Genomic DNA, 21249 nt, shown 5'->3' with positions numbered 1-21249 from the left:
CGCTGATTCTTTTCTCTGAACGCTGATTCTTTTGCCTGAACGCTGATTCTTTTGCCTGAGCGCTGATAAATTTGCCTGAACGCTGATTCTTTTCTCTGAGCGCTGATATTTTTGCTTGAACAATGCAAAATTGATGATCTCTTATACTCATGCATTTTTGCTGCGCACTTCGTGTTTACTGTGCAATAAAGTCATTTTTAGTTTATATATTGACCGAATTGGCGCCATCCTTCTTTATAGGCGGCGATCACACCATTGATACCAGAATTTGAATAGATGTCTGCCCAGAGGAACATTCCGGCAATGCAGGCGAATTTATTCCAATAAGGAACGGAGCATGCTCGAATCAACAGCGCCTGTTGCTGCTTGAAATCCTGTTCGCTAAGCGCTTGTTGATAGGACTGTAATGCATCCTTCTTGCGTTTAAGCAGTTCAGGATTATTCAGCTGCTTGTTTTGTGCGAGAAAGTGGGCGAGCCCTTCATCGAAAAGCATGTAGCCCAATTTTTCTAAATATGTCTTTGCGTTGGTTGATGGATAATCCTGATGCAGTAAAAAATGGGCGCATTCATGCGTCATCATTGAGCGTATGATTTCCTGCGCGCGGCGCATGCCATACCGTGTAAAACGGATTAAGTCAAAGATGATCACTTCCTCATGTTGCGTATTTTCCCGAACCATTGCTTCATAGGGAGAGGGGCATCCGACAACTAGCTGGATAATGCATTTTTTCAGCCGTTTCTCATATTCGGGAAACAGCGCATTCCACAATTGCTTATGACAGGGAACAAAATGTTGCACCGTATTCCGCATATCATGATAAAGCTCGAGAACTTGTGGTTTCATTGCCTCAACCGGTTTTTCGAACAAATAGTCATTTTCTTCGATGTGATGAAAAATCCATTCGTCAGCATAGTCCTCTGAAGGAGATCCATTCAAGTATTTTTGGATGATCGTATTATCAATGTTCACTGCTCATCCCTCCGATTTGCCATCTAGTGTAACGCATATCTTTTAATTAAACCTCAATCTCTAGACGGAAATTCAGTCTATAGGAACATAAAATTGTTATAATTAACGAAACAGTTTTAAAAATCGGAAGTGATGATTGATGTGGACGGTACGACATGTCGTAACGAAAAATGACAGGGTAGACTATAAAATTAGAGAAGAATTCGGCGATCCATCTGCATCTGAGCACGTGGTGTTTATTCATGGACAGGCATGGACCGGCGAGGTTTGGCGAATGGTTGCCAAGCGATTACAAGGCGTACATAGTATTGCCCCGGATATGGCAGGATGCGGGGACAGCGGGTTAAGTTCAACTTATGATTTCACTACATTGTCCAAGCAGCTCGTGGATGTACTCGATCAAATGCATGTGAAGGACATATGGCTGGTCGGACATTCATGGGGCGCTTCACTAGCTCTTCATTTTGCAGCTCACTATTCTGAACGAGTAAAAGGGCTGATGCTTGTTGATGCAGGCTATTTCAATTATCAAGAGTGGCCGGGCATCAGCTGGGAGTCATTCACTGATTTTTCGTATCCTGAAGGTTTTTTAAACAGCATGGATCATTATCTTGATCTTCAAAAACAAGATACACCATTTTGGAATGAAGATGTTCAGAGGGCGGTCGTGGACCAGATCTATGAGACAGAGGACGGATCCCTTCGCTTAAAATGTTTACCGGAAACCGAGCTGGCTTTCTCTTGCGCATTATGGACCTATCATCCGAATGAACATGCTGCGCATTTAAAAATACCTATTTCTCTCATTGTAGCTGAATCTCATTTACAAGAAAATGATCCGATCACCACATATAAGAAGAGATCTCGAGAACATTTTTGCTTACTTGCCAAGCAGACGCACTGTGTCATTATGGAAGATGCTTCACACATGGTGATGCTTGAACGGCCAGAAGAATTGGCACAGGAAATTCGAGAGATGATGAAGTAGTAAAGGATAACGGTCGGATGAACTATTAGAGGTGAAGTTATGAATCTTCTTGAAACTGAACGATTAACGATACGTGAATTAGATGTAAACGATGCTTCGTTGATCTATAAATATAGTAAAGAAAAGACCATGTTGGAAGAACTACCAGATCAAGTGTATGAGAGCCGAAATGAAGCTAGAGAAATAATCGAATTTCTATCTACAAAATATAAAACTACTCCTCAGTCCTATCCACTTGTTTATGGAGTCGTTTTGAAAAAAACAAACACCTTGATTGGTCATGTTGGTTTAAGTGTACGATTAGATGGCGTTGAGATCGGCTATGCAATCGGCATGGACTATCAAGGGAATGGCTATGCAACTGAGGCAGTAGGTGCTTTTTCCAGATGGGCAAAATGTAATCTTAAATTAAGCGCCATTTATGGAATTGTGAAAGCGGGTAATAAGCGATCAGAAAAAGTTTTAAGCAACAATCATTTTACCTTTCATGAAGAAGTATTCATGAAAGGTTTTGGAGGGAAGTACTTGATCAAAGTCTATATTTATGAGTAATGTTTCGGTTCAATCTCAATAACCTCTGTTTTTCCTATTGATCCGGAAATACACAAATGTCCGGAACTAAAACAAATGATTTTAGAAAATCGTGATTATCAGGCTGTGATTTTGAAGAAGGTCGATGAATGGTGTACCGCAAATTGACTTCTGTTTCCTGCACCATAAAAAGATGATAAAATGAATCAATGTCAGAAATAAATTTTATAAAGAAAAGTGATAATCCATGAACATAGCAGTATTTGATTCCGGTGTTGGCGGCATGACTGTTCTCCATCAAATTAGAAAACTGTTGCCCAATGAAAATTTTCTCTATTACGCGGATACCGCGCATCTTCCCTATGGAGAAAAACCGAAAGATGAATTGAAAAAATATATTTTTGAAGCGGTGGATTTCCTTGTCGCTCATGAGATCAAAGCACTGGTGGTTGCTTGCAATACGGCAACGAGTGCGGCGATTGAGGATCTGCGCAAAAATTATTCGATTCCAATCATTGGTATTGAACCCGCGGTTAAACCCGCGGTGATCGAAACCGAACCGAAAAAAAAGAAAGTGCTCGTCATGGCAACGCGGACGACGCTGAAGGAAGAAAAATATCATCGGCTCGTTGAACGAATTGACAAGCACGATCTTGTTGATCCGCTGCCGATGCCGAAATTGGTAGAACTTGCCGAAGCGTTTGACTTTGACCCGGAACATGTCATTCCTTATTTAAAAGAGCAGTTGAAACCGTTCGATTTGACTCAATATGGAACGGTTGTGTTAGGGTGTACGCATTTTCCGATTTTTAAAGACATCATTGAGCAGATCTTCCCGAAAGGAACCCATGTCATCGACGGTGGACTTGGTACGGCCATGAATCTGAAACGTACGCTTGAAAGGCTGCATCAAACCGGAGGCGGAAACGGGAAGATCATCTTTTATAAATCCGGAGTAAAGGTCGAGGATTCGGAAACGCTTAAGCATTATGCGGATTTACTGGAAAGATTGGATACGATTAGCGGATCCTAAGTCTTCGAAAAAATGACTGCACTGTTATTCTATTCTTCTGTTTGTATCTTTGTCAGTAGAAGAGAAGTCTACACCTGTGCGGGTTAAAAATTACACATGTATAAACAGGATGTCTCATCATCAATTGATTTTGAGGCATCCTTTCTTTTTATTCAAAAAAAGAGGAAGACACAGTGTCAATAATAATGAGGTAGGATACGAACAAAGTGTATCTTTCATAATCGCCGATAAATGATATATTTTAGTACATAGGACGTTATAACATATAACATTTATTTACGATGGAGGGATGACTGTGTCACAAAATATTTCGGAAACGGCCGAAACCCCAAAGGCATTGAGTGAGAACTTAGCAAAGGAATACAGTGCCACTGAAAAAGTGCCTCACTCCGAGGCCCGCAATATGACTTTTATTGATATGTTTGCGACATGGATTGGTGCCAACGCAAATAACGGGACATGGTACATAGGCGGTGTCGTTGCAGGCTGCAGCTTTGGCGGCGCACTTGCCGTCACGCTTATTGCCAACCCAATTGCTTATCTGTTCATGGCCTTGGTAGGCTATATGGGTTATAAAGCCGGAACGTCAACCATGGCGCTTACAAGGCCGGCCTTCGGAGTGCGAGGAAGCTCGCTGCCTACATTAGTTAATCTGACATCGTTTATTGGGTGGACTGCCGTAAATACATTTATAGCAGCCATTTCGATCAGCTTTCTCCTGAAGGACAGTCTCGGCTGGGCTGCCTTTGGTGAAAAGAACAGCGCAAAATCAATGATTGTCGGCATCTTAATTATGAGCGTTCTTCACCTTGCATCTATATCGCTTGGCCATCGGTCTGTTAAAATGATTGAAAGAATCGGCATGATTCTCGTTGCCGTTCTCGGCATTTGGGAGACGATTGTGGTGCTGCAGAATGTTTCGCTAAGCCAGATCATTCATTGGCGACCGACCGCATCCTTATCGCTTCCTTTTGGAACAGCCGTCGATACGATGGCCGCGTTTAGCTTAGCCTGGGTGACCGCTATTGCTGAATTTACACGGTATACGAAGAAAAAAACAAGTGCTACGGTCGCACCAATGCTTGGCGCAAACATCGGTCTGTTCTGGTTTGCATTCGTGGGCATTATTGCGACGATTGCTGCAGCCATTACTAGTGGTACTTATGATCCGAATAATTCAGATCCGAGTACGATTGCCAGCAAGCTCGGTCTGGGCTGGCTGGCGCTCATTGTTATCGTCATCACAAGTACAACGGCGAATGCGATCAACTTGATGGCGGCGGGAATATCCTTGACGAACTTAACGAAAAAGGTGAAGGCGATGTCCGCCCTTTGGATCGTCACTGTATTCGCCGTGCTTCTTACTTTTGTTCCGCTGCTGTTCGGCAGTTTCTTAGATTCCTTTATTGCGTTTCTTGACTATCTGGGTATGGTTCTTGGACCGCTGATTGGCATTATGGTGACCGACTTCTTTTTGGTGAAAAAGCGAGTCTATGAGGTTCCTGAATTTGAACGTGTTGAAGGAAAGTATTGGTTCAGCGGCGGTATTCATTGGGGAGCTTTTATTGCATGGGCAAGCGGCGTTATTGTCTATCTGCTCATTCATAATCTTCCTTTTTTTACAGCAAGCATCGGCGCGACTTATCCGGCATTGATCTTATCCGGCGTCATTTATTGGATTCTGTCGTCATTTCGAAAATAAACATCTAGGTGGTTTTTCATATGTTGATACGCAATGCTCGTTTAGTGAATCGCGAGGGCCTTTGGAACATTCGCATTGATAAAAAAATGATTGATAAAATTGAGAAGGCCAGTGAACATAAACCGCAGGAGTTTGATGGAGAAGCGTCTATTGATGCCAAAGGTGATCTTGTCATCCCGCCTTTTATTGAGCCGCATGTCCATTTGGATACTGTGCTTACGGCCGGGGATCCTAAATGGAATCTGAGCGGCACCCTGTTCGAAGGCATTGAGACATGGACATTGCGGAAAGCAAAGTTGACACGGGATGATGTCTTATCACGGGCAAAAAAAGCATTGATGTGGCAGGCTGCTCAAGGTATTCAATTTGTGCGAACCCACGTTGATGTGGACGATCCGAATCTGACTGCTCTTAAAGCGCTGATTGATCTAAAAGAAGCGGTATCCGACTGGATGGATATTCAAATTGTTGCCTTTCCGCAGGAGAGTATTCTCGGTTATCCAAAGGGAAAAGAATTAGTCGCCGAGGCAATCTTACTTGGCGCGGATGCTGTCGGCGGCATTCCGCACTATGAGCTGACCCGTGAAGACGGCGTTGCTTCGATGGGTTATGTGTTTGATCTTGCCGAAAAATATGATCGTCTTATAGACGTTCATTGTGACGAAATTGACGATGAGCAGTCGCGATTTATCGAAGTCATCGCAGCTGAAGCATATAAGCGCGGAATGGGCGATCGCGTCACTGCCAGCCATACCACCGCCATGCACTCTTATAATGGTGCATATACGGCCAAACTTTTTCGTTTGCTTAAGCGTTCAGGCATTCACTTTGTCTCAAATCCGCTTGTTAACACGCATCTTCAGGGCCGCTTTGACACATACCCGAAACGCCGCGGCGTGACACGTGTTCCTGAATTATTGCAGGCGGGCATCAATGTCTGCTTCGGCCATGATGATATTTTTGACCCATGGTATCCGCTGGGAACCGGGAATATGCTGCAGGTGCTCTTCATGGGCCTGCATGTATGCCAATTGATGGGCTATGAGCAAATCACTCATGGGCTTGATTTGATTACAACAAACAGTGCAAAAGCTTTGCACGTCCTCGATCAATACGGGATTGAAGAAGGAAAACCGGCCAATATGCTGATCATGTCCGAGCAGTCCAGCTACGACGTGATTCGAAAACTGTCGCCCGTACGTTATTCGATTCATGAAGGAAAAGTGCTTTCAGAAACGATTCCGAGTAAAACATTCCTGAATCTCGATGAAAAATCCTTGCCGATTCACTTCAAATAAGACGTGTAAAGAGAATAAAATTGCCGTGTCCGGCGATTCTATTCTCTTTTTTGCACTGAGATAAGAAAGTAAAAGTATATAATTGTGTCCCATATGAAAACTAATAAACCAGTGTCTTGGTCGCGGAAGTAAGGACTAGGTGTAGCTTGGTTTTACCCAATTGTTGAGAAGGAAGGACTTTGGCCAGCGGTTCGAAAGGGAGAAGCGCTAATCTGGGATCACTAGGATCCGCACTGACCGGTTGAACGATTAGGTTAAGCGCCCAATTGATCAATAGACGGAAAATTTTCTCTTAATGAGAAAATGAACGGAAAAAGAGCTTAAATAGACGGAGCGATTCCGCCTATCTCCTTGAAAAACGTGAAAACGGGGGATTTTTCTTGGCATAACCGGAAAATCTCCCCTTATCTCCCTCTGAAACGAGCTCTATTTTGATTTAACCGAAAAATCTCCGCTTATTTTACAAGTCTACTTAATTAGAATGTTTCATAAAAAAGGAGTAAGCGGGATGGGACTCATTTTTTCTGAGTTCCAAAGAATCAAAGAACCTCTCATTTAGATGCGTGATGCCTGCGGTCGTCTCCGTTGAAACGAGCAGCTGGAGTGCCCGTCAGGCACAAGATCGACGGCAAAGGACTAGGTGTAGCACAAGTAAAGAAACACTCATGGCCGGGTTTTATTGAGATAGTCAAGACCAACTAAGGCCAATTCGATGGACAGCCGTCTTCTAGGCTGCTCAATATCACCGCCAAGCCGTTCGTTTATTTGAGCTAATCGTTTATACAGTGATTGTCTTGAGATGAAGAGCTTTGCAGCGGCTTCTTTTTTGGAACCGCCGCACTCAAGATAAATCTTCAGGGTGTGCAGCAGATCAACCGTTCTTTCATTGCGCGTCACTTCCAGATTTCCAATCTGTTCCCTAATAAAAGGTAATAATCGATCATTCTTATTCAAATGATTGATCACCTGATAAATATGAAGGGAATGATGAAACGGATCTTTAAGAAGCCCAATATGCGATTGAACATCGATCACTTCAATGGCTTCCAGGACCGATTGATGAATGCCGTTTAAAGGTTGTGTTTTTCCGGATACGCCCCATATTAACTGATCATCATTGATATAATGCTTGTATGCATGCATCGCCTTGATAATCGCACGATCAATCATTTGATCAGAACGGGAATGATTTAAATTAAGAATGATGATGATAAAGCGATTCGCCCGGTTTAAAGGTAAAATAAAGAAGGATTCGTGACTAAAAACCATGCGCAGCATCATATTCTGGTGCAGCAGCAGAGCGGGCGGATCATCAAATGCGTCATTTCTTGATTCAATAATCAGGATGCCGCACCATTGAAATAAAAGGTTGGGTTTAATTTTTGCTAATCGCTCCTTGATTTCCTTTTCGCTAAGCTGCCCATCCACCCATTGGGCAATCCATTGATTTTCGCGATTCAGCTGTTTTTCTTCCCAATACATGGAGCGCAGGATTTCCTGAGCAACAGCAGTTGCACACCGATCTAAGGCAAGGGAAGTAAAATGATTTTCTTTCGCACAAGGTGCAGTGACCAGTTGACCAAATGACTGATTCATGACGAGTACGGGAAAACAGAATTTGTGGTTGCCGGCTTTCTCGTCAACCCTCTCCTCGTCCGACTTGAAATAACCGGAATGAGGGGCACAGATCATTCTTCCCTTGACTGGACTATACGCAACGGCTTGTCCCGTAAATTTAAAAAACAGATTGAGCAGAGAGAAAATACCTTCACCCATTAACAGTAATTGATTGAGTTGTGAAGAGAAATGTTCTAAATCCTCCACAACCTTCTTCTGCTGATTAATGATATAGGTGTGAATATCATGCGTCACATCAATATAACGTATCTCTGAAAAAATAAGAATTAATGGGAAGTTTTCTTTTTGCGCCAGTTCAATCATCCGCTCCGGGATAACCTTAACCACTCTGCCCATATCGATAACCAGACCCGCAGCGTTTTTATTGATAATTTCGCGCAAAAATTTAAGACATTTGGCCTCACTGCCCTTCCAGGTTAACCCGGTTGTTAAAATCAGTTCATTTCCATTCAATAAATTACCAACATCTTCAACTTCGAGCACATGTGCCCACTCAACGATCCGTTCCAGAGCGCGCGCATCGGCATATACTTTCGCCTGCTTAAAATAGGGACGTTCCAGTATCTTCGCAATCGTTAATTTTTCAGTCACGTTTGAATCCTCTTCTAAACTTAAATAGTATTTGTTTCATTATAAGGTTCGTACACGATCGCAGCAATAACAGTCAAGAACATTTTGATAATGGATAGGGTAGGAGTTGCCTGATTCATACACTTATTTGGGTAAAGGCAACTGTTCAGAAAAGTATGCTTAGCCCATCTTTGACGATATAGAATAATTTGAAAATAGCGTTTATAATAGACACAATTATCCATCTGACAGGTAAAAAACTTTTGGAGGACTAGCCTTGAAAAGGGGGTGAGGATTGATGAATTGGTCCATGTATTTACCACTAATTCTGATGATTTTATTCTGATTTGCTTTTATTACGGTTATTTATTTTTTAATCAAAAAGCTGATTCGCTTTACCATTCAGGAGATTAAGAAGGAACTGAAAGATGAGCAGAAATAATAGTTTGGGAGGGGCTGCTTGTGCTGCGCTTCGAAACGCTGGATGTGGAAAAATATAAAAAACAGCTTCTCGCCTTTCGCCAGGACTCGTTTGTGATCAGCTTTGGCACGGATCGTGATTTCCATCCGTCCGAATATTTAGCATGGCTGCAAAAGAAGGTCAGCCATTTTCCAAATGGGTTTGTCCTCGCGTTTGATCAGGATCAGCCGGTCGGCCAGCTGGAACTAAGCATTCGCAAATACGAGGGCAAAAGAATCGGCTATGTTCATCTTTTCTATCTCATTGCAGAGAAAAGAGGCTATGGGTTAGGACATGAACTTCAGCAGTACGCGATGCGCTTCTTCAAAAAAAACGGCGTGTTCGAATACCACCTCCGCGTTTCTCCAACCAACTCACGAGCCAAGGCGTTCTACAAGAAAAACGGAATGAAGCTATTAAAAAATGAATGTGACGGCAAGGTTTGGCGGATGAGGGGCACCGTTGAGTAGATAATAGTAATAGACGTGCCCATCTTAATAACGATGTGTGATCATAAGCTGCTCAAGAATTTGTGCAACACCATCCTCATCATTTGTGGCGGTTGTCATGGAGGCAAATGGTTTCAGTTCAGGCTCCGCATTACCCATAGCAACGGAATAGCCGCACGTTTTGAATAAATCTAAATCATTCCAGTCATCACCAAATGACATGACGCTGTCCATTGAAATGTTCATTTTCTTACAGAGTGCGGAAACGGCGCGGCTTTTTGAAATATCTTTGGCCATGATCTGCATTAACTCCTTTGAATCGGTCTCGACGATGGTCAATTGATCGGTGTACTGCATCACAAAGCTCTTTACACTCGATGGACAATGAAACAGTAAAACTTTATTTGCCGGCAGCTCCTTAAGTTTAGACGGGGTGACAATTGTTGGCGGGAGAACCATGTGCTTCGCGTTCTTTGCAAAAGTCTCGTCAGAAAGCGCGTAGAGTCTATCCTCGGATTCAATGGAAATGGCATCTTTTTCATTATGACTGCACATAAAATCGATGAGTTTACCCGAATCTGCACTCGAAATCGTGTAGCTCATTGTTTTTCCATGAATCTCCTTTACATACGCGCCATTGTAATAAATGCCTGATGCGCAATCGAGTAATTCTTTTGGAACCATTTTATTTACGGAGCGCGGGGGACGAGCAGTCGCAATGAAAAGCTTAACCCCGGACTGATAACTGCGCATTAGTGCTTCCTGATTTCGTTCAGAAATAATTTTTTGCGAGTTGAGTAACGTTCCATCTAAGTCAAAGACCAGCGCTTTAATGAGTGATGATCGATTCATGTGCCTCCACCTTTTTTGCATTTCACTATAACACGAGTACACTGAAAGAAACAAGTGATGTTGATGGTAAAAATAGCTGCTATGAATGCTGATTTTCTGGATGACTGTACGCAATTATATGTCAATGTTTTTAGCGCTCAGCCATGGAAAGAATCATGGTCCTATGATTCGGGCTGTCAGAGATTACTTGACTTAATTCATACACCTAATTTCTTAGGGTATATGCTCTTGGATCATAATCAATTAATCGGATTCATTGCCGGATACAGTAAAATGAATTACAGAGGGAAGACCTTTTACTTAGCTGGATTTTGCGTCACGACTCAGATACAAGGAAAGGGTTATGGCTCTCATCTGCTTTATCATCTAGAGCAGAAATTAATAGAGAAAGGGATTACTTCACTGTTTCTAATCACTGAGAAAATGGGTTCAATCAGCAGCTTTTATCGTAAAAAAGGTTATTCAATTAGCGAAAATCGAATGGTGATGAGGAAAGAGTTAGGTTTAAAGTAGAGAGGCGATACCATTGCGAAAAAGAATGATCGTTAACATGAAAAGAATCACGCAAAAAGATTGGTTAAACAAGTGGCATAGTTTAAAAATAAGCATGCAATAATAATGCCTGATTTACAGCTTATTTGAGAAAATAAGACAGGGGTAATGGTTATGGTTGTACCAACGCTAGTGTTTGGATGGACCAGCGTCATGTTGTTTTTATTACTGGCCATTTTTCTTCAATCGTTGTTGCGAAAAAATGAATTTGCACTCATTCATGTGCTGCTTATTTTCATTTTTACATGTTGGCTACCGATTGCGTTTTCGTTAGCATTTTTCATCAACGGCTGGGCAGCGAAAATCGGTACATTGTTTTGTGTACTTGCTCTAATCATGTTTATTATTGCGATGGCGCTTCAGACGGGGCAAATTGTTTATTCGAACAAGCAGTCAAAGGATAATAAAGAATTGTGGGAAGCAAATGATGAGTGGATGATGAATCTTTTATCAGATCCGATTGAAATGATCGCAGGGATCTTTAACTGGATCGGTGCAATTTTTATTGGCACATCATTACTGCAAAATAATCATCATTTCTTTGCAGCGGTTGTCTTTATCTTGAGTCTCCAAGTGATTTATTGTTTGGCTTTGCTTTTTCGGACATGCTTGAACACTCCACCAAAGTGGATTCAATCGATCAAACCCAATTCAGTCGTTCTTAATCTAGGATTCTTTTTATACTATAGTGTTCTGTTTCTGTTTGTGATGATCCATCATTTAACGTAAAGCGCAATGCAGATATAGAGGGTGTTCATTATGAAGGTTATCGAAAAAAGTGTGAAAGCGGTAGATCATATGATCGCTTATACACATATAGCGGTAGGCGCGAAGACCGTCTGTTTTATGTTTTCAGGTATTGGCTATAATTACGATAAGCCGCTGCTCTATTATGCGACAATGGAGATGCTTCAGAACACGATTGACGTTGTTCATGTCCATTATATGTACGATAAAAAGATGCTTAAGAAACCATTTGATGTGAAAAGCAAGATGATGATGCGCGACATCCAGCCGGTTATTGATGATGTATTGGTTGGACACACATATGAGCATTGCATGTTCTTAGGAAAATCGATCGGCACTATTCCGATCACGGCAGATCTAATCAAAAAAGAAGCGTTTCGAAATTCGAAGATTATTCTGCTGACACCATTGATCACCTATGATAATCTATTTACCAATCTATTAGAGAGTAAGCATCAAGGTCTATTCGTTATTGGCGACCGTGATCGTTTTTTCGATTCTGAGCGGGTGGAGCAATTGAGGCGAACAAATCTACACATCGAAGTGATCCATGATGCCGATCATTCACTGGATGTCGGCGTCGATACGTTTGATACCGCGAGCTCCATTACAGCGTTGGCAAAAGTCATGGAACTTATTCGCAGCACAATACAAAACGGACAGGGATGAGAAAATAGATGACTCAACCCGTTTTTACATAAAAGTGTTAAACACATTAAAACATGTGTATAATGAATAGTAAGGAAAGCAAAATAAAACCGTTGGTGCACCAACACCAACGGAGAATGACAACAAAAACCGCTAAGCGATCATTACGCTGCACATGAATCAAAAAAGTAATCCACGGCAGGTAGGGAAACCAGGTGGGTTACTTTTTTGTTTTTTCTATATATGACAGAATCAAAATAATCAGTGTAGCAAAACTGATCATCAAACTGATTGCTTGAAAATCTGTCATGGGCGCCACCCCCTTTCTCCCGAAGCGATACGGGGTCACCGATCACTAACAGGAAACAGCAGAGCAGCGCTCCCACCTCGTTTATTTTGTTGTCTCTTCAATTATATCAGACTAACGCTCTATTTCGTGAACTTATTGTGTATATGAATTGAGGATTAGAAGTATTATTTTAATTTGATCTAAAAATGCAATTGAACGTTCAAAAAAGAAACAATACATATTAAAACTGATAATCTAATTTAGAACGGAGGTTGCAGCTTGATTCAACTTAGTGGAACGCAAATCGTTATCCGTGATTGGAAATTAGCGGACAAGGATGACTGTATTTTTTGGAGATCGCCTGGACAATATTGGCAGAAGTTCGACGGCCCCTATTATCCTCGGAAAACAAAGGAAGAAATCATTGATTTAGTCGATGAACAGTGTGAAAAAATCAAGACGGATTCCTTTGAAGCCCCTAGAAAGAATCTCGCCATTGCCGATAAAAACTCAGATAAACTGATCGGACAAGTTGGATGGTACTGGGAGAGCAAGGAAACCAACTGGCTGTGCGCCGGGATCGCGATTTACGATCCGGAATTCTGGGGGCATGGACGCGGTTATGAAGCGTTTGGTCTGTGGACCGACTATCTTTTTCAGGCGATGCCGGAAATTGTGCGGGTTGATCTGCGCACATGGTCCGGTAATTTCGGCATGATGAAACTTGCTGAAAAACTCGGCTATACAAAAGAAGCTTGTTTCCGTAAGGCACGCATTGTAGATGGCCAATACTACGATTCAATCGGTTACGGTGTGCTAAGAGAAGAATGGGAGGAATGGCATCCACAGGGATTTCAGAAAGATTTGGCTGATTGAAGAAGATAAAATAGCACTCAATCTAATCGTTTTAAAGTGGAAAATAAGACCATTATCATGATACGAATAAACGTCGATCGGAAAGTTTTTGGCGCAGACGGAACTTCCACAGGATGTGGTGACTTTGGCGTTGCTTACAGGACGTAAGCGGTGTTAGTCGAAGTTCCACTATGTTGCCCTGATACTATATTCCGCTGAATCTTTTTTGAATTATTATAGTACAAAAAATAACCACCCTTGAGTTCACAGCTCGTAATGGGTAGGTTATTTTTTCACCTAAACATATGCGCTGACCCCTTGCGGGAATCATGCTGTTGCAATCGACCGTCCGGTGTGACAGCACCGGCGGTCATTTTTCATTATATGACTTCTATACTTAATTATATATAAATTCCATTCAAGAAGAAAGCGAATATATATTGATTTCTTTGAATGCAAAGTCTGCGTAATGGTTGGTTATTCAGGATCAGAAACGAGCAGAGCTGATTGCGATGTCAGAAGAAGTTATTGAGTGACGGACAATCCATCATAAACGCAGCCATATGTTTGAAAAATTAGTTGAGCGTTTCTGAAATCAGGCCGACAATCATTTGAAACTCAAAATCGTTTGTGCAATGGAGAATGGATTTAATTTTATTCAATCGATAACGTATGGTATTGGGGTGCTGGGTCAGCTTTTTTGCTGTTTTGTCAATGTGGAACAGGCATCCTGCATAGGCATAAAGGGTTTCCATGAGTCGCGTGTTCTGTTGACGGTCATAAGAGCTGATCTCTTTGCATAGATCGGTCAAATAGGCATTGGCATATCGGTTTTCAGACAACGAAAGCATCAAGGTGCGCAAGTGCATCGAACTGTATACTGCCTTTGGGTGTCCTTGTTGCCCGCAACAACGGTTCGTATAGATACTGCGACGAATGGCAATATCAATTTGACGGATAGGAAGCATTTCGTCATCCACACCGATTTGGTAATTGCCGGAACTTAGATTTGATACACTGAGGATGTGTCTCCATTTCTTCATAATTTCGGAGGATGTCTGCACGTCTTGTGAAAAATAAAGCATCAGAACGCCCTTTTTATACATAAGGAAGAAGCAATCCGCCGCCGAGTCAATGAACTGTTTTCCGAGGAGACCCTTGCGATTGAGCGTGCGTTGAATGGACAGTTTATCCTTCGATGAGGGATTGGTTAGGTAAAGCGAGGAAACATAGTGCCGATTATCCGGACAGCAATGCGACAGGAGCTGCTTTAGAGCTGTTTCGGGAGTTTCGGTATAAATAACAGTATCTACTAGATTTTCGAGGTAACTGTTTTTTTCAGAGGAACGCAGATAATCAACGATGTTCAGAATGATATCTTCAATATAGACAGAATCAAAGAAAAAGATAGGAAGGCTGTGCGCTTCTGCCAGTTCAACAACCTCCTTAGGCAGTTCATGATAGTAAATCGACTTGATTGCAATGGCAGAGACTTTGATAGAAATCAGTTTAGAAAAAGATGGGAGAATACGCTCCGGATTATCCTTTGCATAGAGCAAGTTTGTGATGACAAAATCACCTTCATGAAAGTCCGTATAGTTGCCGTCAAAGCCTTCGTGATCAAGAATCACCACGTTCGAAATCATGCGATGAATGCCTTTTGCACCTGCATATAAAGTGAAATTAGAAAAAAATTCAAACTGCTGCAAAGAAGCAACGTCCGGCATCCCTATCTCTCCCATATTAATTTTCTGCAAATTGTAACAAAAATATAAGTCAGTGTCAAAAAGGCAATGTCGCAACTAGGACGTCGTCTTAGGCAAGCTAAATTTTGTCATAAAAATGAAAAATATCAAAAATTTAGTTTCTGTTTTGAAAATTAATGATCCTTAGAGCTGCGTGCATCTGCAAAAATGATTTGTAAAAATTACAAAACAAAGGGAAAGCTCTTGTATGAACGGATATAGACAGCACAATTGGGGTTTGATATAAGTAAGATAAACAGGGAAGATTTTATAACATGTTCTTTACAGAACGTTGCAGAACGAACCATTGTAAAAACTTCTTTTGTGCGTGAAATCCGGATAAAAATTATTGCTTGTGCGCGTGCAGTCGCTGCAATATAGGTGGCTGAGCCATAAATGACTGAAATTTCAGCTAGTTAAAACTGCAAACGTCAATTCTGCTTTAATGCATGACTGTTGTTAGCTTACATAACAAATGAGGGGGATACGTATGAGTTATTTTTTATGTGATGAGTTTCAGAAAATGGAGCCGTATATTCCTGGTGAACAGCCGAAGGATCAGGCGTATATCAAACTAAATGCTAATGAATCCTCACTTCCACCATCTCCGCGTGTTTTTGATGCTGTATCGCAAAGCCGAATTCGCGGCATGGGTCACTATGCCGACCCTCACTGCAAGCAGCTGCGCAAGGCGATCGGAGATGTGTACGGAGTCAACGCGGATCGGGTATTCGTCGGAAATGGTGCGGACGAGGTGCTCGGCTTCTGCTTCATGAGCTTTTTTTCTCCGCGTATGAAGCTTTGTTTTCCTGATATTACCTACGACTTTTACCGAACCTATGCCAAGACCAATCGTATTGATTTTGAGCAAATTCCACTGGATGCGGACTTCCACGTGAATGTGGAGGATTATATAGCAACCGATCGCGATATTGTACTGGCGAATCCCAACAATCCGACCGGTTTGGCGCTCAGTGTTTCTGATATCGAGCGTGTTGTCGCAGTCAGGCCGAAACGATTAGTGATCATTGACGAGGCGTATATCGATTATGGCAATGAATCGTGCATTCCGCTAACAGAAAAATATGCCAATCTTATCGTGGTGCAGACCTTCTCCAAGTCGCGAAATCTGGCCGGTGCACGAATCGGCTTTGCTATTGCGTCAAAAGAGATTATTGAAGATATGAATAAAATCAAATTTACATTTAATCCGTTTAACATGAGCGCATTTGCTCTTGCGGCAGGATCGGCGGCCGTGCAGGATACCACATATTTAGAAAAGTGCGTCCATTCTGTTCTTGCTACTCGTGTTCGTGTGCAGAAGGCATTGGAAAAAATGAACTTTTTCGTTGCAGAGCCGCATGCAAACTTTCTTTTTGTCTCTCATCCTTATATTTCCGGCGGAGAACTATGCAAAATGTTGAAAGAGCGGGGCATTCTGGTACGGCATTATGACGAGGCGAGGATTCGAGATTATGTTCGCATGACTATTGGTACGGGTGAAGAAATGGATAAGGTTCTGCAGCAGCTTCATGAAATTCTGCAGGAGGTGAAGGCGTGCGAATCCTGATTAGTGATTTCTCAAATGTTATGGTATCGGATTATCGGCTAACAATGGACGCGATTGCCTCGATTCTTCCGGAGGCTCAGGTACAGGTGCTGCCCTATGCAGATGATGATGCATACTATGCTGAACTGGCAAAGGCAGACGGATTGATTACCGCATTTCTGCCGTTGGACGCGGCTTTTTTCAGTCGAGCGAAGCGATTACGCTGTGTTTCCATCAATGCGGTCGGCTATGACTCGGTCGATTTGCAGGCTGCGAAACAGCATGGGGTGATCATTTGTCACATCAAGGACTATTGCACCGATGAGGTCGCGGAGCATACGATGGCGTTGCTTTTGGCTCTGAATCGCAACCTCAAGTACTACACCGGACAGATCGATCGTGAATTTCGGTGGCAGTATCGCACCATTCCAGGCGGCAGACCATTAAGGAAACAGACATTGGCGGTGTTCGGATTCGGCAGGATCGGGCGCAAGGTCTCGGCGTTTGCCCGCGGCTTTGGAATGAAGGTGCTCGCGGTCAGTCCGAATTTGACAGCGGAAGATGCGGCATGTTGCAACGTACGTGCTGTAACAGCGCAGGAAGCCTTTGCACAAGCAGACGTCATTTCCAACCACATGAACTTGACGGCGGACAATGTCCACTTTTTTGATTCTGTTGCCTTCGCGCAGATGAAGCGCGCGCCTTTGTTTCTCAATGTCGGGCGTGGCGCCTGTGTGGACGAAGTGGCTCTGGCGGAGGCATTGGACAGTGGCAAGATTCGCGGCGCGGGTCTGGATGTTCTTGCAGAGGAAGAACCGCATTTGGCCGGACACCCGTTGGTTGGACGTAATAACGTCATTATCACGCCGCACAGCGCGTTTTACTCGCAGAATTCGCTAGATAAACTGCAGACCATCAGCGGCAGAAATCTGGCGTATTGTCTCAATGAACTACCGGAAAAGGCACAAAAAGTCGTAGCGGAAATGTAGTGAAAGATCCAGACTCAGCGCAAAGTTTGTCTCGTGGTTCAAAAGCCCAATGATGTTTCATAATAATAAAAAATAACCACCCTTGAGCGAACGGCTCACTAATGGGTAGGTTATTTTTTTAACGAAACATATTTTCTTGTGGACCGTCTGGTGTAGGCGCACCATCGGTCATTTTTCATTATATGAGCTTGCAAATGCCAGTCAACAATAAACGATTTCCAGTTACCCCGAAGGTCTAAATGGGCCAAGGTTGATCAAACCGTGTTGCGTGAGTGACAAAATGAATATGCTGATTTGGGAGTTGAGATGTGATCAAATAAAAGAAATACGATTGCTGTTCTGAACCGGAATTACATGAGCTCGTGTCAAGATGGGCATCAATGCTTGCAAAAGTAAGGTAAGCATGATGGTTTCGATCGGCAGCATCAATGAATTTTTGATCAGACTGTTGACCAAAAAGAACCAGTAGCCCTTTCCGAACAGCACTTGGCTCCAGAGGCATCCGAGCCCGACATTAACGACAAAATTAACAATCAGTTTGGCGAGAAAGATACGCATCACTGAAATTCGGCGGTGATACAGGAACAGGCCGTAGATAAAGCAGCCAAGCATGGAAGATAGTGTGTACCCTGGAAAAAATGCGCCGAACGGATGGGCGATATAACCGACAATATCAAGGGCGGCTCCGGCAAAGATGCCGAGCAGCGGACCATAGATCATCGATCCGAAAGCGACGATCAGAAAATTGAAAGAAATATGCAGATTCTCGGCGACGGGAATAGTGAATGAACCGATCACCACGGTTAAGGCGATAATCAGTGCGGCAAGTGTTAGCCTGTTTAACTTACGAAGCTCCGCAGCGGCCGTTTTCCAATAGGCAGCGGAAAAAATAGACAAACGATTAGTCATAGAAAGATCCTCCTTATGTTTTGGCAATGTTGCCACATAAGGGAGGATCACACTCCGATATGCGGCAGCGGGATGCGATCATTGCACGGCAAACGGCACGAAGCGCCATTTTTCGTCCCGGGGACAACTCCCCGTCCCCCGGGCACGTAACCCGCAACAATCTACTCTGCCTTAGATCAATCTTATTGTAGTTAATCTTCACGATTTCTGCAACTGATTAAGAGATTCATAGATCTGGTTGGATCTAAATGTAATATATATATTGCATTTGTGTAATATATATATTACACTTGGAGTATGGAGGTGATTCTGTTCATTGATGAATCATGTGAAAAATGCCCGGATTGAGGCGGGATTGACGCAATTACAGCTTGCAGAAAATACCGGCGTAACACGGCAAACAATCAGTTTGATTGAAAAAGGAAAATATAATCCAACCCTGAAATTATGTTTGGCTATTTGTTACGCAGTCGGAAAATCACTGGATGAACTTTTTTGGATCGACGAGGGGGAAAAGCCATGAAGAGAATTACAGATGAACGATTAATTCTGGTTAACTTGAAAAATTTTCGAATTGCCTATATATGTCAAACGGTTGGTCTTATCGCTTTCTTAATCTATGTAGGCGTTACTAGTGGATCAAGGGCGGTAACTGAATCACCGATATTCTTTGTTCTAATCGTGACCAATACACTACATGCTTTTCTGCAAATGAGAGTAACTGCTGATGTTGAGGCAACCGAAAAAAAGCGCAAAAAACCTCGCCCTTACTATGTCTTTATCCTCATCTCTTTAGTGGTTGGTGTACTGATGGGAATGATCAGCTGGTTCATTGACCGTCAACATCCTTCTTTTGCATGGATCAGCGGAACGATCTTTTTTATTTGCTTTCTCGGTTCTTTCTCAGTTATGTATTATCTTAAGAAAAAACGAATGGATGACGACGATGCGGAAGAGTAAAAATTTAATATAGGAGGCACAGATATGGGCTTTCTCTGGAAATTAAAAAGCAATTACATTTTCACATGTACGGAATGTGGCAAAACAATTAATCCTGGCGAATTCATGTGTATTATGGCTCAATCACCGAAGAAATCATGGTATGGTGTAACGGAAATGATCATTCATCGATTTGTGAAAGACACTCATGGCAAAGTCTATTGTCGGACCTGTTTTGAACGACACTATGGAAAAAATAAATAGGCGGGTTGCTGCCAAGAAAAAGGGAGTGATTCAAACGTGGACATCATGCCAATGAATCGTGTTCAGGCAGCAGAATATGTCCATTGGACCTATGAGGCGCCTTATACTTTTTACACGATTCCGGAAGAAGGAATTGAAGAAACCTATAAAGACATATTTTCCGATTCTGCAAACCATTATTTTTCGGTACTGAACAAGGGACGCTTGTTTGGTATATTTGAATACGCCGTGTCGGCGAACGATTTTGAAATTGGACTGGGTATTTGCCCGCAAGAAATGGGGAAGGGCAACGGCAGAGCGTTTGTATCCAACTGCCTTGCTTTTGGCAGAAAGCATTTTAATTACCAAGGAGTCATAAAGCTGGATGTTGCTGACTTTAATCAACGCGCCATTCATTTATATGGGCAGCTTGGATTCTCTGAAACAGGAAGAGAGGCCCGACTCAGTTTTGGAAAACCCGTGACGTTTATCAAAATGGAAACGGAACAAGCCGATTTTTTCCTTTCGTATCAGGGCTGCTGAGAACGTGTAGTTATGCTCCCTTTTTCAATACATAGAATGTAAGAGCGAGAGGGGGAATAGGTACATGGGAGAAAACACCGATTCGATCATTCAAAAGGCTAGCTCCTTAATAGAACATGGGCATCATGAACGAGGTTTGAATGTGTTTCAAACATTGACTAATCAATACCCTCAGGAGAGCCAAGTTTGGTTAAAGTATGCACTAACACTGGATCAATTGTCCATGGAGGAAGAGGCGATACCGAAATATAAAAATGCGCTTGAGCTTGGTTTATCCAAAGCAGATGAACGGATTGCTTTAATTTGCCTAGCGTCATCCTATCGAAATGTAGGTCAAATTCATTCAGCGTTAGAAACGATTAAGAAAGCACTTGAAAAATATCAACAAGATGCTGCAGTTCGTTGCTTTTACAGCCTTATTCTCATGGATGATAATAAACCAGCCCAAGCTGTAAAAACGTTAGGCGAACTTTTAGTGAATGAAGTAGCTGCGCAAAGGTTTGGCGGCTTTGCTCAAGCGTCGCGCCGCAAATTTGATGATCTTTGATTGAATGCTCAGTAAACCTATAAGGAAGGTGTTAGACCGAAAGGGAGAAGAAGAGCGGAAGTTGAACCGAAGCATCGGAAAGTCGAACCGAACACGATCAAAGTTGAACCCAAGAGAGGAGAAGTCGAACCGAAGAGCGGAAGTTGAACCGAACCATCGAAAAGTCGAACCGAACGCGACCAAAGTTGAACCCAAGAGAGGA

The 21249-nt window shown here is 42.6% G+C and carries 23 protein-coding genes and 1 riboswitch; of the genes, 17 read left to right on the top strand and 6 right to left on the bottom strand.

The window, feature by feature from the left end; translation table 11 throughout:
- Positions 1 to 197 precede the first annotated feature (197 nt).
- Positions 198 to 971: a hypothetical protein gene (locus tag BM003_RS06930; protein WP_093671456.1), complete on the bottom strand. Its 774-nt coding sequence runs from the start codon at positions 969 to 971 to the stop codon at positions 198 to 200.
- Positions 972 to 1110: 139 nt separating this feature from the next.
- Here BM003_RS06930 and BM003_RS06925 point away from each other — a divergent pair, with 139 nt between their 5' ends.
- From BM003_RS06925 to codA, 5 genes are all read left to right on the top strand, one after another.
- A complete protein-coding gene (locus tag BM003_RS06925) occupies positions 1111 to 1959 on the top strand; it encodes an alpha/beta fold hydrolase (protein WP_093671454.1) in 849 nt (282 codons plus the stop codon).
- 39 nt (positions 1960 to 1998) lie between these two features.
- Positions 1999 to 2511, top strand: coding sequence for a GNAT family N-acetyltransferase (locus BM003_RS06920; protein WP_093671452.1), 513 nt, complete (start codon positions 1999 to 2001; stop codon positions 2509 to 2511).
- Between the two features lie 226 nt (positions 2512 to 2737).
- Positions 2738 to 3523 carry a glutamate racemase gene (murI, locus tag BM003_RS06915; protein WP_093671450.1) on the top strand — a complete coding sequence of 262 codons (786 nt, stop codon included), beginning with the start codon at positions 2738 to 2740 and terminating at the stop codon, positions 3521 to 3523.
- Between the two features lie 295 nt (positions 3524 to 3818).
- Positions 3819 to 5225 carry a cytosine permease gene (locus BM003_RS06910; protein ID WP_245734118.1) on the top strand — a complete coding sequence of 469 codons (1407 nt, stop codon included), beginning with the start codon at positions 3819 to 3821 and terminating at the stop codon, positions 5223 to 5225.
- 20 nt (positions 5226 to 5245) lie between these two features.
- A complete protein-coding gene (gene codA / locus BM003_RS06905; protein ID WP_093671446.1) occupies positions 5246 to 6523 on the top strand; it encodes a cytosine deaminase in 1278 nt (425 codons plus the stop codon).
- Positions 6524 to 7186: 663 nt separating this feature from the next.
- Here the strand turns inward: codA and BM003_RS06900 are convergent.
- Positions 7187 to 8752 (bottom strand): PucR family transcriptional regulator, encoded by a 1566-nt coding sequence (locus tag BM003_RS06900; protein WP_093671444.1) that lies wholly within the window; start codon positions 8750 to 8752, stop codon positions 7187 to 7189.
- Positions 8753 to 9193: 441 nt separating this feature from the next.
- On the opposite strand from BM003_RS06900, the gene BM003_RS06895 reads away from it, so the two are divergent.
- The gene (locus BM003_RS06895) at positions 9194 to 9661 is read left to right on the top strand and encodes a GNAT family N-acetyltransferase (RefSeq protein WP_342742014.1); all 468 of its coding nucleotides are present in this window, start codon (positions 9194 to 9196) and stop codon (positions 9659 to 9661) included.
- A 24-nt stretch (positions 9662 to 9685) separates the two neighbouring features.
- Here BM003_RS06895 and BM003_RS06890 read toward each other — a convergent pair whose 3' ends face one another.
- Complete coding sequence (locus tag BM003_RS06890) at positions 9686 to 10492, bottom strand: HAD family hydrolase (RefSeq protein ID WP_177184683.1); 807 nt, start codon at positions 10490 to 10492, stop codon at positions 9686 to 9688.
- Between the two features lie 57 nt (positions 10493 to 10549).
- On the opposite strand from BM003_RS06890, the gene BM003_RS06885 reads away from it, so the two are divergent.
- The 3 genes from BM003_RS06885 (at position 10550) to BM003_RS06875 (ending at position 12460) form a co-directional block, all read left to right on the top strand.
- On the top strand, positions 10550 to 11005 hold the full coding sequence (locus BM003_RS06885; protein ID WP_093671440.1) for a GNAT family N-acetyltransferase: 456 nt from the start codon (positions 10550 to 10552) through the stop codon (positions 11003 to 11005).
- Between the two features lie 153 nt (positions 11006 to 11158).
- Positions 11159 to 11773 (top strand): hypothetical protein, encoded by a 615-nt coding sequence (locus tag BM003_RS06880; protein WP_093671438.1) that lies wholly within the window; start codon positions 11159 to 11161, stop codon positions 11771 to 11773.
- Between the two features lie 30 nt (positions 11774 to 11803).
- A complete protein-coding gene (locus BM003_RS06875) occupies positions 11804 to 12460 on the top strand; it encodes an alpha/beta family hydrolase (RefSeq protein WP_093671436.1) in 657 nt (218 codons plus the stop codon).
- A 199-nt stretch (positions 12461 to 12659) separates the two neighbouring features.
- Here BM003_RS06875 and BM003_RS17930 read toward each other — a convergent pair whose 3' ends face one another.
- Positions 12660 to 12749, bottom strand: coding sequence for a putative holin-like toxin (locus BM003_RS17930; RefSeq protein ID WP_245734116.1), 90 nt, complete (start codon positions 12747 to 12749; stop codon positions 12660 to 12662).
- A gap of 258 nt (positions 12750 to 13007) precedes the next feature.
- On the opposite strand from BM003_RS17930, the gene BM003_RS06870 reads away from it, so the two are divergent.
- Positions 13008 to 13604, top strand: a complete 597-nt coding sequence (locus BM003_RS06870; protein WP_093671434.1) for a GNAT family N-acetyltransferase — start codon at positions 13008 to 13010, stop codon at positions 13602 to 13604.
- Between the two features lie 554 nt (positions 13605 to 14158).
- On the opposite strand, the gene BM003_RS06865 is transcribed toward BM003_RS06870, so the two are convergent.
- On the bottom strand, positions 14159 to 15310 hold the full coding sequence (locus BM003_RS06865) for a PucR family transcriptional regulator (RefSeq protein WP_177184682.1): 1152 nt from the start codon (positions 15308 to 15310) through the stop codon (positions 14159 to 14161).
- Between the two features lie 508 nt (positions 15311 to 15818).
- On the opposite strand from BM003_RS06865, the gene hisC reads away from it, so the two are divergent.
- Together hisC and BM003_RS06855 are read left to right on the top strand one after the other, a co-directional pair.
- Complete coding sequence (gene hisC, locus BM003_RS06860) at positions 15819 to 16898, top strand: histidinol-phosphate transaminase (RefSeq protein WP_093671430.1); 1080 nt, start codon at positions 15819 to 15821, stop codon at positions 16896 to 16898.
- Entirely contained in the window at positions 16886 to 17866 is a 981-nt protein-coding gene (locus BM003_RS06855; protein WP_093671428.1) for an NAD(P)-dependent oxidoreductase, read from the top strand. Before hisC ends, BM003_RS06855 begins: the two co-directional genes overlap by 13 nt.
- Before the next feature lie 312 nt (positions 17867 to 18178).
- On the opposite strand, the gene BM003_RS06850 is transcribed toward BM003_RS06855, so the two are convergent.
- Entirely contained in the window at positions 18179 to 18775 is a 597-nt protein-coding gene (locus BM003_RS06850) for a folate family ECF transporter S component (RefSeq protein ID WP_093671426.1), read from the bottom strand.
- Positions 18776 to 18838: 63 nt separating this feature from the next.
- Positions 18839 to 18946, bottom strand: a riboswitch (THF riboswitch).
- A gap of 145 nt (positions 18947 to 19091) precedes the next feature.
- Between BM003_RS06850 and BM003_RS06845 the strand changes: the two genes are divergently transcribed.
- From BM003_RS06845 to BM003_RS06825, 5 genes are all read left to right on the top strand, one after another.
- Positions 19092 to 19298 (top strand): helix-turn-helix transcriptional regulator, encoded by a 207-nt coding sequence (locus tag BM003_RS06845; RefSeq protein WP_093671424.1) that lies wholly within the window; start codon positions 19092 to 19094, stop codon positions 19296 to 19298.
- Entirely contained in the window at positions 19295 to 19735 is a 441-nt protein-coding gene (locus BM003_RS06840; RefSeq protein ID WP_093671422.1) for a hypothetical protein, read from the top strand. Before BM003_RS06845 ends, BM003_RS06840 begins: the two co-directional genes overlap by 4 nt.
- A gap of 24 nt (positions 19736 to 19759) precedes the next feature.
- Complete coding sequence (locus BM003_RS06835; protein ID WP_093671420.1) at positions 19760 to 19978, top strand: hypothetical protein; 219 nt, start codon at positions 19760 to 19762, stop codon at positions 19976 to 19978.
- A gap of 45 nt (positions 19979 to 20023) precedes the next feature.
- On the top strand, positions 20024 to 20500 hold the full coding sequence (locus tag BM003_RS06830; RefSeq protein ID WP_245734129.1) for a GNAT family N-acetyltransferase: 477 nt from the start codon (positions 20024 to 20026) through the stop codon (positions 20498 to 20500).
- Positions 20501 to 20642: 142 nt separating this feature from the next.
- The gene (locus BM003_RS06825; RefSeq protein WP_245734114.1) at positions 20643 to 21047 is read left to right on the top strand and encodes a tetratricopeptide repeat protein; all 405 of its coding nucleotides are present in this window, start codon (positions 20643 to 20645) and stop codon (positions 21045 to 21047) included.
- Positions 21048 to 21249: the final 202 nt, after the last annotated feature.

Origin of the sequence: Sporolactobacillus nakayamae (assembly GCF_900113325.1) — a bacterium.
Lineage (GTDB): Bacteria > Bacillota > Bacilli > Bacillales > Sporolactobacillaceae > Sporolactobacillus > Sporolactobacillus nakayamae.
Note: the sequence above shows the minus strand (reverse complement) of the source record. Positions and strands in the feature narration are given on the sequence as shown.

Coding starts and splice junctions, on each gene's coding strand:
- BM003_RS06925 (WP_093671454.1), top strand. CDS start 1,111: ATGTGGACGGTACGACATGTCGTAACGAAAAATGACAGGGTAGACTAT.
- BM003_RS06920 (WP_093671452.1), top strand. CDS start 1,999: ATGAATCTTCTTGAAACTGAACGATTAACGATACGTGAATTAGATGTA.
- murI (WP_093671450.1), top strand. CDS start 2,738: ATGAACATAGCAGTATTTGATTCCGGTGTTGGCGGCATGACTGTTCTC.
- codA (WP_093671446.1), top strand. CDS start 5,246: ATGTTGATACGCAATGCTCGTTTAGTGAATCGCGAGGGCCTTTGGAAC.
- BM003_RS06890 (WP_177184683.1), bottom strand. CDS start 10,492: ATGAATCGATCATCACTCATTAAAGCGCTGGTCTTTGACTTAGATGGA.
- BM003_RS06885 (WP_093671440.1), top strand. CDS start 10,550: ATGTTGATGGTAAAAATAGCTGCTATGAATGCTGATTTTCTGGATGAC.
- BM003_RS06880 (WP_093671438.1), top strand. CDS start 11,159: ATGGTTGTACCAACGCTAGTGTTTGGATGGACCAGCGTCATGTTGTTT.
- BM003_RS06875 (WP_093671436.1), top strand. CDS start 11,804: ATGAAGGTTATCGAAAAAAGTGTGAAAGCGGTAGATCATATGATCGCT.
- BM003_RS17930 (WP_245734116.1), bottom strand. CDS start 12,749: ATGACAGATTTTCAAGCAATCAGTTTGATGATCAGTTTTGCTACACTG.
- BM003_RS06865 (WP_177184682.1), bottom strand. CDS start 15,310: ATGCCGGACGTTGCTTCTTTGCAGCAGTTTGAATTTTTTTCTAATTTC.
- hisC (WP_093671430.1), top strand. CDS start 15,819: ATGAGTTATTTTTTATGTGATGAGTTTCAGAAAATGGAGCCGTATATT.
- BM003_RS06850 (WP_093671426.1), bottom strand. CDS start 18,775: ATGACTAATCGTTTGTCTATTTTTTCCGCTGCCTATTGGAAAACGGCC.
- BM003_RS06840 (WP_093671422.1), top strand. CDS start 19,295: ATGAAGAGAATTACAGATGAACGATTAATTCTGGTTAACTTGAAAAAT.
- BM003_RS06835 (WP_093671420.1), top strand. CDS start 19,760: ATGGGCTTTCTCTGGAAATTAAAAAGCAATTACATTTTCACATGTACG.
- BM003_RS06830 (WP_245734129.1), top strand. CDS start 20,024: ATGCCAATGAATCGTGTTCAGGCAGCAGAATATGTCCATTGGACCTAT.